This window comes from Streptomyces sp. NPDC059917, from assembly GCF_042730635.1.
GTDB lineage: Bacteria > Actinomycetota > Actinomycetes > Streptomycetales > Streptomycetaceae > Streptomyces.
In genome coordinates this window covers 50,426-63,381 of the sequence record NZ_JBHWLC010000050.1, presented here as the reverse complement: position 1 = coordinate 63,381, position 12,956 = coordinate 50,426, and the positions used below count along the sequence as shown (strand labels likewise).

At 72.8% G+C, this 12,956-nt stretch carries 11 protein-coding genes; 5 read left to right on the top strand and 6 right to left on the bottom strand.

The window, feature by feature from the left end; genetic code table 11:
- Positions 1 to 140 precede the first annotated feature (140 nt).
- Both ACFWAR_RS26210 and lanL read right to left on the bottom strand, forming a co-directional pair.
- Positions 141 to 296, bottom strand: coding sequence for a VenA family class IV lanthipeptide (locus ACFWAR_RS26210; RefSeq protein WP_385781753.1), 156 nt, complete (start codon positions 294 to 296; stop codon positions 141 to 143).
- 45 nt (positions 297 to 341) lie between these two features.
- Positions 342 to 3,149, bottom strand: coding sequence for a class IV lanthionine synthetase LanL (gene lanL / locus ACFWAR_RS26205; RefSeq protein ID WP_385781750.1), 2,808 nt, complete (start codon positions 3,147 to 3,149; stop codon positions 342 to 344).
- 1,049 nt (positions 3,150 to 4,198) lie between these two features.
- Between lanL and ACFWAR_RS26200 the strand changes: the two genes are divergently transcribed.
- Positions 4,199 to 5,014 (top strand): DUF6585 family protein, encoded by an 816-nt coding sequence (locus tag ACFWAR_RS26200; protein ID WP_385781747.1) that lies wholly within the window; start codon positions 4,199 to 4,201, stop codon positions 5,012 to 5,014.
- Between the two features lie 85 nt (positions 5,015 to 5,099).
- Here the strand turns inward: ACFWAR_RS26200 and ACFWAR_RS26195 are convergent, their stop codons facing one another.
- Positions 5,100 to 5,861, bottom strand: a complete 762-nt coding sequence (locus tag ACFWAR_RS26195) for a hypothetical protein (RefSeq protein ID WP_385781745.1) — start codon at positions 5,859 to 5,861, stop codon at positions 5,100 to 5,102.
- Positions 5,862 to 6,094: 233 nt separating this feature from the next.
- Between ACFWAR_RS26195 and ACFWAR_RS26190 the strand changes: the two genes are divergently transcribed.
- The 4 genes from ACFWAR_RS26190 to ACFWAR_RS26175 all read left to right on the top strand — a co-directional run bounded on the left by ACFWAR_RS26190 (position 6,095) and on the right by ACFWAR_RS26175 (position 10,772).
- Positions 6,095 to 7,201 (top strand): hypothetical protein, encoded by a 1,107-nt coding sequence (locus tag ACFWAR_RS26190; RefSeq protein ID WP_385781742.1) that lies wholly within the window; start codon positions 6,095 to 6,097, stop codon positions 7,199 to 7,201.
- A 132-nt stretch (positions 7,202 to 7,333) separates the two neighbouring features.
- Positions 7,334 to 8,239: a S41 family peptidase gene (locus ACFWAR_RS26185; RefSeq protein ID WP_385781739.1), complete on the top strand. Its 906-nt coding sequence runs from the start codon at positions 7,334 to 7,336 to the stop codon at positions 8,237 to 8,239.
- Between the two features lie 205 nt (positions 8,240 to 8,444).
- Entirely contained in the window at positions 8,445 to 10,055 is a 1,611-nt protein-coding gene (locus ACFWAR_RS26180; RefSeq protein ID WP_385781737.1) for an alpha/beta hydrolase, read from the top strand.
- A gap of 96 nt (positions 10,056 to 10,151) precedes the next feature.
- Positions 10,152 to 10,772: a hypothetical protein gene (locus tag ACFWAR_RS26175; protein ID WP_385781735.1), complete on the top strand. Its 621-nt coding sequence runs from the start codon at positions 10,152 to 10,154 to the stop codon at positions 10,770 to 10,772.
- A 27-nt stretch (positions 10,773 to 10,799) separates the two neighbouring features.
- Here the strand turns inward: ACFWAR_RS26175 and ACFWAR_RS26170 are convergent, their stop codons facing one another.
- From ACFWAR_RS26170 to ACFWAR_RS26160, 3 genes are all read right to left on the bottom strand, one after another.
- On the bottom strand, positions 10,800 to 11,261 hold the full coding sequence (locus ACFWAR_RS26170) for a hypothetical protein (protein WP_385781732.1): 462 nt from the start codon (positions 11,259 to 11,261) through the stop codon (positions 10,800 to 10,802).
- Positions 11,262 to 11,431: 170 nt separating this feature from the next.
- Entirely contained in the window at positions 11,432 to 11,662 is a 231-nt protein-coding gene (locus tag ACFWAR_RS26165; RefSeq protein ID WP_385781729.1) for a ferredoxin, read from the bottom strand.
- Complete coding sequence (locus tag ACFWAR_RS26160) at positions 11,659 to 12,852, bottom strand: cytochrome P450 (RefSeq protein ID WP_385781726.1); 1,194 nt, start codon at positions 12,850 to 12,852, stop codon at positions 11,659 to 11,661. Before ACFWAR_RS26160 ends, ACFWAR_RS26165 begins: the two co-directional genes overlap by 4 nt.
- Positions 12,853 to 12,956 lie beyond the last annotated feature (104 nt).

The window sequence follows — 12,956 nt, the reverse complement described above, 5'->3', positions numbered from 1 at the left end:
GCCCTGCGGGAGGCCGCCGGCCGGAGGGTGAACGGGCCCTTTCCGTCCGGTTCCCCTGTCGACCGGGGAACCGGCGTTCAGCGCCTCAGCGGTCGGGCCGCCGGCTCAAGCCGGGCGCGGAAAGGGGCGTAGGGGCCTGGTCAGGCGCAGCTGATGCCGATACAGACGGTGTTGAGGAGCGTCAGCAGGCCGACGCACTCGCACGTCGCGGCGAACGCCGCTCCGTCGGCGCCCACGGGGTCGGTTTCCGGAAGGGCGTGCAGGTGAGCCAGCAGTTCGAGGTCGTGGTTCTCCATGACTTTCTCCTTCTCCTGTGAAGAGAGCGGCAGTGTCCCTGCCGCTCAGCCCGGCTGCTGGATCATCCAGAGCCGGGAGTCGGTGTGGTGGGTCCGCAGGAGGAAGGCGAGGATTCCTGCGGACCCGTCGCTCCAGCCCGTCGAGACGTCCCCGTACTCGTTGGGGAGGACGACGTGGGAGCCCCGGTGGGTGGCTTCGGCGACGATGAGGCGGGCCATGGCCTCGGCTCCGGCGCGGTGGGCGGGTTCTCCTGTCGCGCGGGCCAGGTCCAGGAGGAAGTCTCCGTTGCCCGCCAGCCCGTGGCATTGGGTCAGGGGTGCGCGGGGGGCCCGTTCCATGACGGCCCGCGCGGCTCCCCGGGCGAGGTCGCCGTACCGGTCGTCGCCCGTGGCCCGCCAGAGCCGGAGCAGGAAGGTGCCGATGCCCGCCGAGCCGTGGCACCAGTACGGGGCCGTGGGCACGTCACCGGCCTGCGCCGGCCAGTGGGTCGCCCCGCCGACCGTCACGGCCTGCGCCGCCAGGGCTTCGCCGGCCGCCAGGGCCAGGTCGCGGTGTTCCTGACGGCCCGTGACCGTGGCGGCCGCGAGCAGGAAGCACCCGATGCCGGCCGTGCCGTGGGCGAAGCCGAGGTAGCGCTTGCCGGCCTCCTGTGCGACCCCTTCCGCCGGTGCGGGCCAACTGGCGCCGTGCGGTTCACGGGTCGCGGCGGCGGCCAGCCGATCGGCCATGTCGGCGACGCGGGCGGCCAACCGGGGGTCGCCGGTGCGGTGCCACAGGTGGGCGGCGGCCAGTCCGCTGCCCGCGTGGCCGTGGGTGATGTCGCGGTGGGGGCCCGGTTCGAGAGGGGCCAGGGCCAGGGCGAGCGCGTGGTCGGTGAGGGCGCGGTCTTCGAGGGCCCGGCCGGTCTCGTACAGGGCCCAGGCGGTGCCGGAGCCGCCGAAGTGCAGGCCGGGACGGACCGAGCGGGTGTCGGAGCGGGCGGCTACCCAGTGGCCCGCGGTGGCGAGGGGTTCCGCGAGGCGCGGGTCCCCGGTGAGCTCGAAGTACCGGGCCAGGACGGCGAGGACGCCCGCCGCGCCCTGCTGCACGCTGCACGGATCGCTTTCCCCCGCCATGGTGGACACCGGCCACAGCCGGTGGTCGTCCTGCGGGGTCATCGAGTCGAGGAGGTGCTCCACGATGCCCGCGACCACGGCCTCGGACGTGTCGGGCCGCGCCGGAACGGAACGGGCGGCAGCGGGCCCGGAGTCGGCGGACCTGGCAGAAGTGGACGTGGCGGGCGTGGGCTCGGCGGACGTGGGCTCGGCGGACCTGGACGTGGCGGGCGGTGGCTCGACGGTCCTCGTCGCGGCGGTCCTCGTCGCGGCGGTCCTCGTCGCGGCGGTCCGCAACGCTCGTGCGCGGGCGACGGATCCGCCGGCGCGGGCCGGGTCCCAGCGCCGCGCGGGGTCGTCCTCCATCAGCCCGAGGATCGCCTCGGGCAACTCCCCCGGGAGGCCGAGGATCCCGTCGGCCGCGGCCAGCCACGTGGCGAGCCGCTGGTGGGCGCTCCTGACGGCCGGTTCCTCGGGCAGCAGCTGGGGGACCCTGCCGGTGAGTACGAAGCAGAGGGTGGCGCCGAGGCTGTAGTAGTCGGCCGTCGGCGCGACCGGCGCGCCCTCCAGCCGTTCGGGGGCGCTGAAGCCGGGGGTCCCGACGGTGGTCGGCAGCGGGTCGTCGCCCTTGAGGACGGCGAGTTCGAGGTCGATCAGGCGCAGTTGCCCGTCCGGCCGGACCATGATGTTGGCCGGGGTGAAGTCCCGCAGGACGCAGCCCTGGGCATGGGCTGCGGTGACGAGCTCCACCAGGCGCGCGGCCTGGTCCAGGGCATCGGCGCGGTAGCGCTCGTCGCCGACGTCACGGAAGTGCTCGGCCACCCAGTTCCGCAGGGGGACGCCCGGTATCTCCTCCTGGGCGAGGAACAGGTGTCCGGCGTGCTCGAAGAGCGCGAGGAGCCGCGGCGCGAGGTCCGTGCCGTCGAGGAACTCCAGCGTCCGTGCCTCGGCGCGCAGCCAGTCGCGCACGTCGGCCCCCGAGGCGTCGGCCTCCACGTGCGGACGGGCCTCCTTGATCACCACGGGTGCGCCCGTGGTGGCGTCGGCCCCCCGGTAGACACCGCCCTTGTTGGTGTGCCGGATCGCCTCCCGCACCGAGAAGCGGCCGCCGAGGAGCACCGGCGGCGGCGTTTCCTCCCGGGCGCGCGGCGGTGGAGCCGGGATCGAGGGCGGGAAGGGGCTGACGACCCACGGCGGCGGGGCGTACTGGCCGGTGCGGACGTCCTCGACGGGGTTGCCGTCGGGATCCTCGATGAACCAGACCAGCAGTCCCTGGTCGGACAGGCGCCGCCGCCCGACGAACGCGCCGTAGCGGTAGTGCACGAGGCTGTTCGCCGCGTAGGGCTGGTCGGACAGGATCCGGGGGCCGGACAACCCCGCCGTGGCTTCGTGCAACTCCAGCGCGAGCCGGGCCGCGTCGGCGTCCGAGGGCGGGTACACGGTGATGAACTTGCCGGAGCTCCCCCGCGGTGTGGCACGGGAGTTGAGTGCGCTGACCTGTTCCAACGAGCGGGCGAACTTGAACACCGACTCCTGCGGCAGCAGCACGTCCAGGGCCTTCGCCAGGACGGCGGGCGCGGAGGCGGCCGTGGCCGACACGTGGAGTTTCCAGCCCTGTTGGCGCCGGACCGCGGACGAAGGCGTGAGGCGGCACCACATCGCATCCGCGTCGGCCGTCCACCGTGCGCCCTGCCCCGTTGTGTCCAGGGCCCGGCTCAACAGGTCCTGGAGGTCTACTTCGGTCGCATCACTCGTCATTCCTGTCCCTCTCCACCGCAAGGAGCGCTGGCTGGAATATGCCTTTGAAACGTATAAGCCGTACGTGCCAGACAGCAGGGGGTCCGGTGAGCGCATTGGCATCACTGCGCCACCCGGGGATGCCCACCGGCGCGAAGAAGGAGCGCCAAGAGGCTCGGCGCAATGGGTCCTCGACCGTGCGCCGGTTCGACGGAACTCGTGACACGCCTTTCGAAGAGGGCACTGGTGGGCAGGGGCACGGAAAGGGGCCCATTCCGAAATGGCAACGCCAATTCGACTCCCGGGAGCGGCCGGACGACAAAGCCATTGCGCTCCCCCGCGCCTATCGCTCGGGCTTTGTGGTGATGAATCCAATGCCCGGGCGAGCGCCCCCGCCCAGCGCCCGACGAGGAGTGTCGATCGCCATTCGGGACAATGGGGGTCCTGTGCGTGCGATCGCTCCACTCTTCCGGGATGAGCCCAGGTCACAAGGTTGGTAGCGCGTCGCCATGGGCACGTACGGCGCCGCGATCCCGGGCTAAATTTTTGCGGGCGACCGGTCCCCCGTAAAGACTGAGATTTCGCCAGACCGTTCCACCAGCTGCGGAGCACGATGGGCGGCACGGCCACAATTCGCGATCAGCCGGTTGAGCTGCGCCGGGGGAAGCATGGCGCCGGCACCGCACCTATTGCCCGACGTCGCGACATCGGCCGGAAACAGCGAACGGGAACAACTGGCGTTCCAGCCGTGCATAAACGGACCCGAGTGGCGAATGATGAGGCCGAGGCGGGAACCACCCTGCCTGGTTCCTGATAAAGAAAAGGGCGGGCCTTCCCGGACCGCTGCCGCTCGGAGGGCGTGCGCGGGCGGCTGCGACCGTACGAGCGGATCCGTACGGGTGCGCCGGGGGCGCGGGCGCCGGTCCGCACCACCCCACGGGCCACGGGCCACGGGGCACCGGTTCGAGCAACTCCTGTGCAGTGCGGCGAAGTTGGTGGCAGCCGCTCTACCGCGCGCGGAGGCCGGAGCTTCATAATGAGCCCCTGGTTTCCGGGTGGGGGAGGCTTGGATGTCGTCGGAGCGTGGTGCCGTACCGGTCCCGCACGTGTTGCGCGAGGTAGCTCAGGAGTACGGGCTGGGGGCGCGCAAGGGGTTGGTACAGAACGAGCCGAAGCGCTTCCCGTGGGGCGCCGTGCTGCCGCTGGCCGTGTTCAGCGCGTTTCTGGGGTGGATCGCCGGGTCGTACGCGATCGAGGACCAGCGGGAGTCGGGCGCCTGGTACCACTCGCTTCCGCTGATGGTCCTCGCGGCGATCCCGCTGGGGTTCCTCCTGTTCTTCCTCTTCGCTTGGCTGTTCCTTCCCCGGCCGCCTCAGGTCTGGGTGGCCTGGTACGAGCACGGCGTCCTGCGGCACGTCGACGGCAGGGGCACGCAGGCGTACGCCTGGGACGAGATCGCCTCCGTCGCCCGGCATGACGTCAAGGTGACCAACGGGGTCACCAGCGCCACCACGCACCGGCTGACCATCACGCCCGAAGGGGAGGGGGACATCGTGGTCGGGGAGGAGTTCAGCGGAGTGGTCTCCTTCGCCGAGGGCCTCAGCGAGGCGTTCAGCCGTGCACGGGTACCGCGGGACGCCGCGCGGCTGGATGCGGGCGAACGGATCGACTTCGGCCTGGTCGACATCAACCTCGCCGGCGTCGGGCGGGGCGGCGACCGCATCGGCTGGCGCGAGGTCGAACGGGTCGAGGTGAAACAGGGCCGCGTGCACATCCGCCGACGCGGGGAACGCAAGGCGTGGATGACGCTCGCGGCCCCGGGCTTCCCCAACCTGCTCGTCTTCCTCACCCTCGCCGACGTACTGCGGCGCCAGCACGAGTCCTAGGGGGACCTGTGGGTGCCGGAGGCGGCCCAGCGGGTGTGGGGGCGGCACAAGGGGTACCGGGCACTTCGTCGGCCACCCCAGGTGTTCAGAACGGCGGTTCGTCGCGGTAGGCGCCCGCCCAGTCGCCGTTCCAGGAAGCGCGGGCGGCTCTGAGGCGGGCGTAGTGCTCGTGGGCGGCGATGTCGGACGCGTTCTCCAGCCCGCTCGTCTCGTGGCCCCATGCCGTGAGCGCGCCCAGGGCGCGGTCCCGGTGGTGCCGGTCCGTGCTGGTGGCCAGTAGGCGCCGGGCGCGGTCGGCCAGATCAGCCTGGTGTCGGGTGAGCGCGGGATGCTCGCTGAGGGGGATGGCGGTGACCAGGGCGGTGTGGCGGACGTCGGCGTCGTCGTGACCGAGGAGGGGGTGGACAGCGGAGAAGAGCGCCGGGCGTGCGTCCTGGAACGCCCGCATCGCCTCGTACTCGTCGTCGGCGTTGGAGGCGTCGTAGGCGGTGTCTGCGAGCCAGTCGAGCAACTCCACGAGCGTCGGATGCCGCTGTGCCCCGACGTCGGGGTGGTCGTCACGTTCCGCGAGAACCGGATGGCCGAGCAGCGCCGCGATGCAGAGCGCGACGGGCACGGTGGCCTCGTAGAGGGTGTTCTGGTGGGTCACGGGCTCCAGGGCGTCCTGGAGGACGGACTTCCTGACGACGGGGTCGGGGTCGGTGAGGAGCAGCAGCGCCGCCGGCAGCGCTTCGCCGGTTCCGCAGGCCGTGGCGAGCGACCCCCAGTTCGTACGGTCCAGCAGGGTCTGGAGCGGTGGGAGGGCGGCGGGGTGGGGCTGCTCGTTCTGTCTGCTGCTGTCGGTCACGAGTCGAGGCTATTGCGCTGACGGGCCGGCGTGGTGCGCGGGTGTCACGCGTGGGCCGGGATGCGCTGGCGTGAGGAGTTCGAAGCCCGCGGCCGAACGTCCGGCGGTGACGGCGTCAAGGTCGCGTTCCTCTTCGGTACGGCCGGTGCCACGGCCCGGCCGTGGCCTCGAAACACGTTGCCCGGTCCGCGGCGGAGCTGCGACGATGCCTCTGATTCGCCGACGGAGGGCATGTGTTCGTTTTCGTGTGCGCGGGATGCGGCGCCGAGCTGACCACCCCGCTGTCCCGGGTCGCCCTGCCGGCCCACGCTCATCAGAAGTACGGGAACGGGCTCCAGCTCCCGGTGCTCATGGAGGCGGGCACCTTCGCCGTGGACCCGGAACCCTGGGGGCCGCCGTGGCGCAGATGGGAAGAGATCCATCCGGACGAGGCGGTGGCCCGCGGCGTCCACGCGCCGGTCTTCGCCCTCTCCGACGGCGCCCCCGAATCCATCGTCATCGCGCCCGGTGACGCCCGCGGCACCCGGCTGGTACCGGAGAGGGCCGGCGGCTACTGCTGCGGCCTCGACGGCACGGACGGCCCCAACATGGCCTGCGAGGCGTGCGGCCTGCCCGTGGCGAGCCGGATCGACGACTGCTCGCTCTGGCAGGCGGTATGGCTCGCGCCCGACGCCGTGCGCCGCCGTCTCGTCGACGGCGCCGACTCCGAACCGCGCTCCTGGGCAGAGCTGTTGGAGGAAGGGAAGGACACGCCTCCGTTCGCGCCGATCACCACGTGGAGGTCGCGACCGCGGCCGAACCAGTTCTGGTCGTGGAACCCCCAGTGGGAGGCCGCGGTCGGTCGGGCACTGGCTCACCTCCTGGCTGCCTCGCAGGGGCAACCGGTGACCGTCCCGGACGGTCTGAGCAACGAGGTGTTCCAACGCGCCCTCGACGCACTGCTGCCCGCGGGTCCGCCGCCGCGGCGCGCCGTACTGGCCGGGCCGGGACGGCCCGCCGACGACGCGGACGCCGACATCGTGCTCGTGCCGACCCATCCGCAGACCGGTGAGACCTGGACCCCGCCGGGCCCGGCCCCGACGGCCTACCCGGTGCCCCTGCCGTTCGGGGTGTGGCTGCGGCTGGCCTTCCCCGAGCCGCACCTGCCGGTTCCCGCGTCGGGCGGGATGCCCGACGGCGTCCTGCGCGACGACCCGCCCGCACCGCGCCCCCGGTACGTGTTCCGGCCCGATCCGGGCGCGTTCCAGCACGCCCTGGTCCGGCTGTCGGCCGTCCGCAGCCCGTGGCTGCGCGAGATCTCCGAGGACTTCACGCGGCACGTGCGCGCCGGCATCTTCTAGCGTCGTGCGGCACGTGCGCGCCGGGCCTCCGTACCGGCCGGGACGGATCGGGCGGGACGGGGGGCGGGCCGCAGGCCCGGGGCGGAGGCCGCTCTTTGACGCTTTTCGCAGGGCAGTGCTCTACTCCCTGCCATGACGACTGCGACGAAGATCCTTCCCACCCCTGTCATTGACGAGACGGTCCGCCTCCTGACCGAGCACTACGTCTTCCCCGAGATAGCCGAGCAGCTCACGGGCCTGCTGCGAGCGCGCCTCACCGACGGCGCCTACGACGTCGACGACGCCGAGGAACTCGCCCGGCTGGTCACCGAGGACCTGCAGTCCCTCAACGGCGACCGGCACCTGAGACTCAAGCACCACGCCGAGCCGGTCTCCCCGAAGGAGGGCGAGGCCACCCTGGCGGCCATCCGCGGGGACTTCGACACCTCCCTGGGCGGCGCGCCCCGCGTGCAGTTGCTCGACGGAGGGGTCGTGGTGGTGGAGCTGGCACCGATGCTGTTCCCGCTGGACTGGGCCGCCGAGCCACTGGGCGCCGCGCTCACCCTGGCCTCCCGGGCCCGGGCGCTGATCATCGACCTGCGCACCAACCGGGGCGGCGACCCGGACACGGTCGCCTTCGTCTGCAGCCACCTGCTCGACGAGCGCACCCACCTCAACACCATGCACTGGCGCGGCGGCGAGCGCAGGGAGCAGTCCTGGAGCCAGCCGCACGTCCCCGGCCCGCGCTTCGGCGGCAGCAAGCCGCTGTACGTGCTGACCAGCGAGAGCAGCTTCTCCGCCGCCGAAGAGCTGGCGTACGACCTTCAGCAGCTCGGCCGCGCCGTGATCGTCGGCGAGCGCACCCGCGGCGGCGCACATCCGTGCAGGGGCTGGACCGTGCACCCGCACCTGGAGGCCACCATCCCCTTCGGCCGCGCCGTCAACCCGGTCTCCGGCACGAACTGGGAAGGCACCGGTGTGCGGCCGGACGTTCCCTGCACCGCTGCCGAAGCCCTCGACCGCGCGCACGAGTTGGCCCTCGCCCGACTCGCGGACTGATCCGGTCCGGCTCGTCGGGCGCGGCGCGCACCGCCCGGTGGAGCGGGACGTCCCGGTCGAGGACGGCCGGTGGGTCCCGCTCCGGTCTCCTCCCCGAGGAGGAGACCGGAGCGGGAGCCAGGTCCCGGACCGGGGACGGGCAGGACCGGGGTCCTCGTGCCCTCGGGCGATGTGCCGTACCAGGGCGGGTTCCTAGCCTCGGGGCATGCGATCACACGAAGCGGACGATGCCCGACGAAACCCCGTGACCCCCGTCGGCCCCGCCGCACGCCGCGCCCTGGCCGTGGGCCTCGCCCTCGCCGCCTGCCTCACGGCCTCCCCCGCCCTGGCCACGGCCGCCGAGGCACCCGCCCAGAACGGTTCCGGGGCCGGACTGGACCGGTACTACCGCCAGCACCTCGGCTGGGGCAGCTGCGTCAAGGGCCCCGACGACACCACGGGCCGCGATCTGGACCGGGCGGGCGTGCAGTGCGCGGACGTGACCGTGCCCCTGGACTACGCCGCCCCCCGGGGACGCACGATCACCGTGGCGGTCTCCCGGCTGGGGGCCACCGACACCCGCCACCGCATCGGCGCGATCCTCCTCAACAACGGCGGTCCGGGCGGTCCCGCGCTCCAGTCCCCGCCGCAGGCGCGCGCGTCGATGAAGGAGGTCGGCGCGCGCTACGACATCATCGGCTTCGACCCGCGCTTCATCGGGCGCAGCACCGCGCTGGACTGCGGCCTGCCCGTCGGCATGACCTGGCTGTCCGCCGGCACCACCCGGGCGGGCTTCGACCGCCAGGTCGCCCTGCAGAAGGGCCTGGCCGACAAGTGCCGGGCCACCGACGCCGCGGTGCTCCCGCACATCACCACCCGCAACACGGCCCGCGACATGGACGTCATCCGCGGCGCGCTCGGGGAGCGGAAGATCTCCTTCCTGGGGTACTCGTACGGCACCTACCTGGGCACGGTCTACACGCAGATGTTCCCCGGCCGCCACGACCGGATGGTGCTGGACGGGGCGATCGACCCGAGCGACTACCGCCCCCGGCTGCTGAAGGGCACCGAGCGCGAGAACGAGAAGGCCCTGTCCGACTGGGCCGCCTGGGCCGCGGGGCACCACGACGCCTACGGCCTCGGTCGCAGCCGCGCCGAGGTCCTCGCCACCGTCGACCGCGTCGTCGCGGCGGCCTCGCGCGGTCCGCTGACCATCGGCGCCGGCGCCGATGCCTTCCGGGTCGACGACAGCCAGGTGCCGCTGCTCCTCTTCTCGGGCATCGCGGACGACACCGCCCCGGCGCGGGCGTCGTTCGGCGAGCTGGTCTCCGTACTGGCCGCAGCCGCGCAGGGCCGACCGACGACGGTGCCGCCGACGCTCGTTCCGGAGCTGCGGTACGTGCTGCGCGGTGAGGGCGAGCCCACCGGCGCGCAGTCCGCCGTCATCTGCGGGGACGTGGGCGCCGCACGCGATCCCGAGCTCTACTGGCGGGACATCGAGCGCAACCGCACCGCGCACCCGCTGTTCGGCGCGCTGACCAACAACATCAACCCGTGCGCCTTCTGGGACGCGCCGCGCGAGGAGCCCACCCGGGTGCGGCGCGACGCCCCCGCGTTGATCGTCGCCGCCACCGGTGACCCGCGTACGACGTACAAGGGAAGCGTCGCGCTGCACGAACAGCTGCCGAGCTCCCGGCTGCTCACCCTGGAGGGCGCCAACCGGCACGCCCTCTACGGCCGCTACGGCAACGCGTGCGTGGACGACCACGTCAACCGGTACCTGGCCACCGGCACGTTGCCGACGAAGGACCTGACCTGCGTCAAGCAGGCGGGATAGGGCCCGAGCGGCTCCGGATCGTCCCCGCCCTCCTCCTGGCACGGACCCGCTGGCCCCTGACCAGCGGTGTTCCGGATCCGCACTATTCTTTCGATCATGCGTATGAACACCATCGGCCTCGTGGGCGTCGTGAGCGCGGGCCTCCTGGCCACGGGGTGCGGGGGCGCCGGCTCCCGGTCGGCCGCGCCCGCGCCGTCCGTCAGCCAACTGCCGTTCCGGCTCGACCGACCCGCGCCCCGGCCCGAGGGCGACCTGCAGCCGTCCCCCGCCGCCGACGCACCCTTCGCGGCGAACCTGGAGTACGAACTCCGCAAGAAGACGCTCGCGTTGGCCAACGCCACGGGCAAGGTCACCGCCAAGTGCCCCCAGGACGTGGCCTCCCGAAAGGGCACCACGGTCGTGTGCACGTCCCGGTTCAAGGGTGCCGAGGTGGAGTGGGACGTCGCCGTGGGTGACAAGCCCGGCTGGTCGCAGAACTACGTCACCTTCACCGCTCGCCCGCGCAAGGGCATCATGTCGAAGGAGGGCGCCCAGCGGATCATCTTCGGCAACTCCGACGGGACCCTGGACCACATCCGGTGCACCGACATACCGGGGGCCGTCGCGGTACCCATGGGCCCCACCCCCCAGTACGCGTGCCAACAGGTCATGAAGGACGGCCGGGTGTACTACCCGCAGGCGATGCGCGCCACCGAGGACGGGCCGCGCGCGTACTGACGCATGTCTCGAGCGTCCGCTCGCCCTTCAGCCGGCCGCGTTGACGCGTTCGCCTTCCGCCAGGTCGTCGCCGTGCTGCCAGGCGTAGAGGGTGTCTCCTTCCTTGTACCCGTAGTACGTGCCGCACCGCAGGGTGGCCCTGCCCCGGGCGTCGCCCGGGAACCAGTCCGCCCGCATCTGGACGTCCTTGGCGTTCGCCGCGGGCTCGGCCGTGCACCGGGCCGGGAGCTCGCCGGCCGGGAGCACCGCCTTCAGGAGCCGCTCGCCGCCCGTCGTCCTCATCGCGTAGTCGACCGACTTCGCCTCGTCCGCCAGCCAGCGCGGGACGGAGGCGCGCGCGGCCTTCGCCTCGGCGCCCGTCGCGTAGGAGCTCGTCTCCTGGTGCCGGTTCGCCATCCAGTCGCTCGCGGCGGGCACGGCGACCGCCGCTGCCACGCCGAGGGCGACGACGGCTCCGGAAGCGGCCAGGACGATGTTCTTGCGACTCATGGGGGTTTTGCTCCTGTTACTGGCTGATTGCGTGCTTCCATCCTTCGGGTCGGAGCGCTCGGATCCATCCGCCCGACGGGCGGGATCCGCGTACCTCTCAGGTCGCACGCCCCCGAGGGGGTCCCGGATGCCCGCCCCCGCCGACCGGGATGGCGGGGCACACGCGCCCGTCAGTCCGGCCGCGGGCCGATGACCCGGGTGCCGTCCTCGACGGTGATGGCCTGGGCGGGGCACATGTCGGCCGCGTCCAGGACGCCTTCCCGGGGCGCGATCCCGTCCGCGCGGGGGCGCGCCCGGTCCTCGTCCAGCACGAACACCTCGGGGGCCGTGCCGGCGCAGATGCCCGAGCCCTGGCACAGCCGCCGGTCGACCCGAACCGTCCACGCCGCGTCGGCGCTCACCAGGCCACCGGCATGACGCGCGGACCGCGCACCAGCATCTCGGTCTTCCAGGTGATGTCGCCCGCGAGGCGGAGTCCGGGGAAGCGCTGGAGCAGCGCCGTCAGGGCTTCCTGGAGTTCCATCCGGGCCAGCGGGGCACCCAGGCAGTGGTGGACGCCGTGACCGAAACCCAGGTGCTGGCCCGCGGGACGCGCGATGTCGAGGACCCCGGGCGCCGTGAAGCGCAGCGCGTCGCGGTTGGCGGCGCCCGTCGCGACCACGACCGGGTCCCCGGCGGCGACCAGGGTGCCGCCGACCTCGACGTCCTCGGTGGCGTACCGGGCCTGGCTCGCTCCGCTGCCCAGCGGGACGAAGCGCAGGAGTTCCTCCACGGCGTTCGCGATGAGGTCCGGGTTCCCCCGCAGCAGCGCGAGCTGGTCCGGGTGGTCGAGGAGGGTGAGGACGAAGTTGGGGATCTGCGAGGCCGTCGTCTCGTGGCCGGCCACCAGGACGGACACGCACAGGTCGATGAGTTCCAGTTCGGAGAGGCGGTCGTCGTCGGCCTCCCGGGCGTCGATGAGGGCCGTCATCAGATCGTCCTGGGGGCTGCCGCGGTGCGCGTCGATGAGATCCGCCATGTAGGCGCGCAGTTCCTCGCGGTTGGCGTGGAACTCCTTCGCGGTCAGCGAGCTCGTCGACAGGGCGGCGTCGCTCCACACCCTGAACCGCGGCCGGTCCTCGACCGGGACGCCGAGCAGCTGGCAGATGACGGCGACCGGGATCGGAAGCGCGTACCGGTCGACGAGGTCGGCGGGCGGCCCGGCCGCCTCCAGCTCGTCGAGCAGCCCGGCGGTGAGCGCGCGTACCCGTGGCCGGAGCTTCTCGACCTGCCGGACGGTGAACGCCTTGGCGACCAGAGACCGCAGCCGGGTGTGGTCGGGCGGGTCCATGCCCAGGATCCCGGCGTCGGCGCGGCCCTCGGACTGGCGGGGCTCGTCGTGTCGGCTCGCCAGCGCGCGACTGAACCGTACGTCGCCCAGCACGAGCCGGGCGTCGGCGTAGCGGGTGACCAGCCAGGCGGGTTCCCCGTACGGCATCCGTACCCGTAACAGTCCGGGCCGCTCGCGCACCCGCTCGTACTCCTCGGCCAGCCCGAGTCCCTCGGCGGTGTTGAAGGGGTAGGCGAAGGGGGTGGTCTCGACACGCGTCACGTCGGCCTCCTTGATGTAAGCAGCTGCTTACACGCTAGGACCGGCCACCCGACCGGTCAACGACGCTTTACGGCCGTTATCCTGACGGGCCTTCCGAGAGGACC

What these genes read in the sequence shown, in the direction of transcription:
- lanL (WP_385781750.1), bottom strand. Translation starts at nt 3,149, where the DNA reads ATGACGAGTGATGCGACCGAAGTAGACCTCCAGGACCTGTTGAGCCGG.
- ACFWAR_RS26200 (WP_385781747.1), top strand. Translation starts at nt 4,199, where the DNA reads ATGTCGTCGGAGCGTGGTGCCGTACCGGTCCCGCACGTGTTGCGCGAG.
- ACFWAR_RS26170 (WP_385781732.1), bottom strand. Translation starts at nt 11,261, where the DNA reads ATGAGTCGCAAGAACATCGTCCTGGCCGCTTCCGGAGCCGTCGTCGCC.
- ACFWAR_RS26180 (WP_385781737.1), top strand. Translation starts at nt 8,445, where the DNA reads ATGCGATCACACGAAGCGGACGATGCCCGACGAAACCCCGTGACCCCC.
- ACFWAR_RS26185 (WP_385781739.1), top strand. Translation starts at nt 7,334, where the DNA reads ATGACGACTGCGACGAAGATCCTTCCCACCCCTGTCATTGACGAGACG.
- ACFWAR_RS26175 (WP_385781735.1), top strand. Translation starts at nt 10,152, where the DNA reads ATGCGTATGAACACCATCGGCCTCGTGGGCGTCGTGAGCGCGGGCCTC.
- ACFWAR_RS26210 (WP_385781753.1), bottom strand. Translation starts at nt 296, where the DNA reads ATGGAGAACCACGACCTCGAACTGCTGGCTCACCTGCACGCCCTTCCG.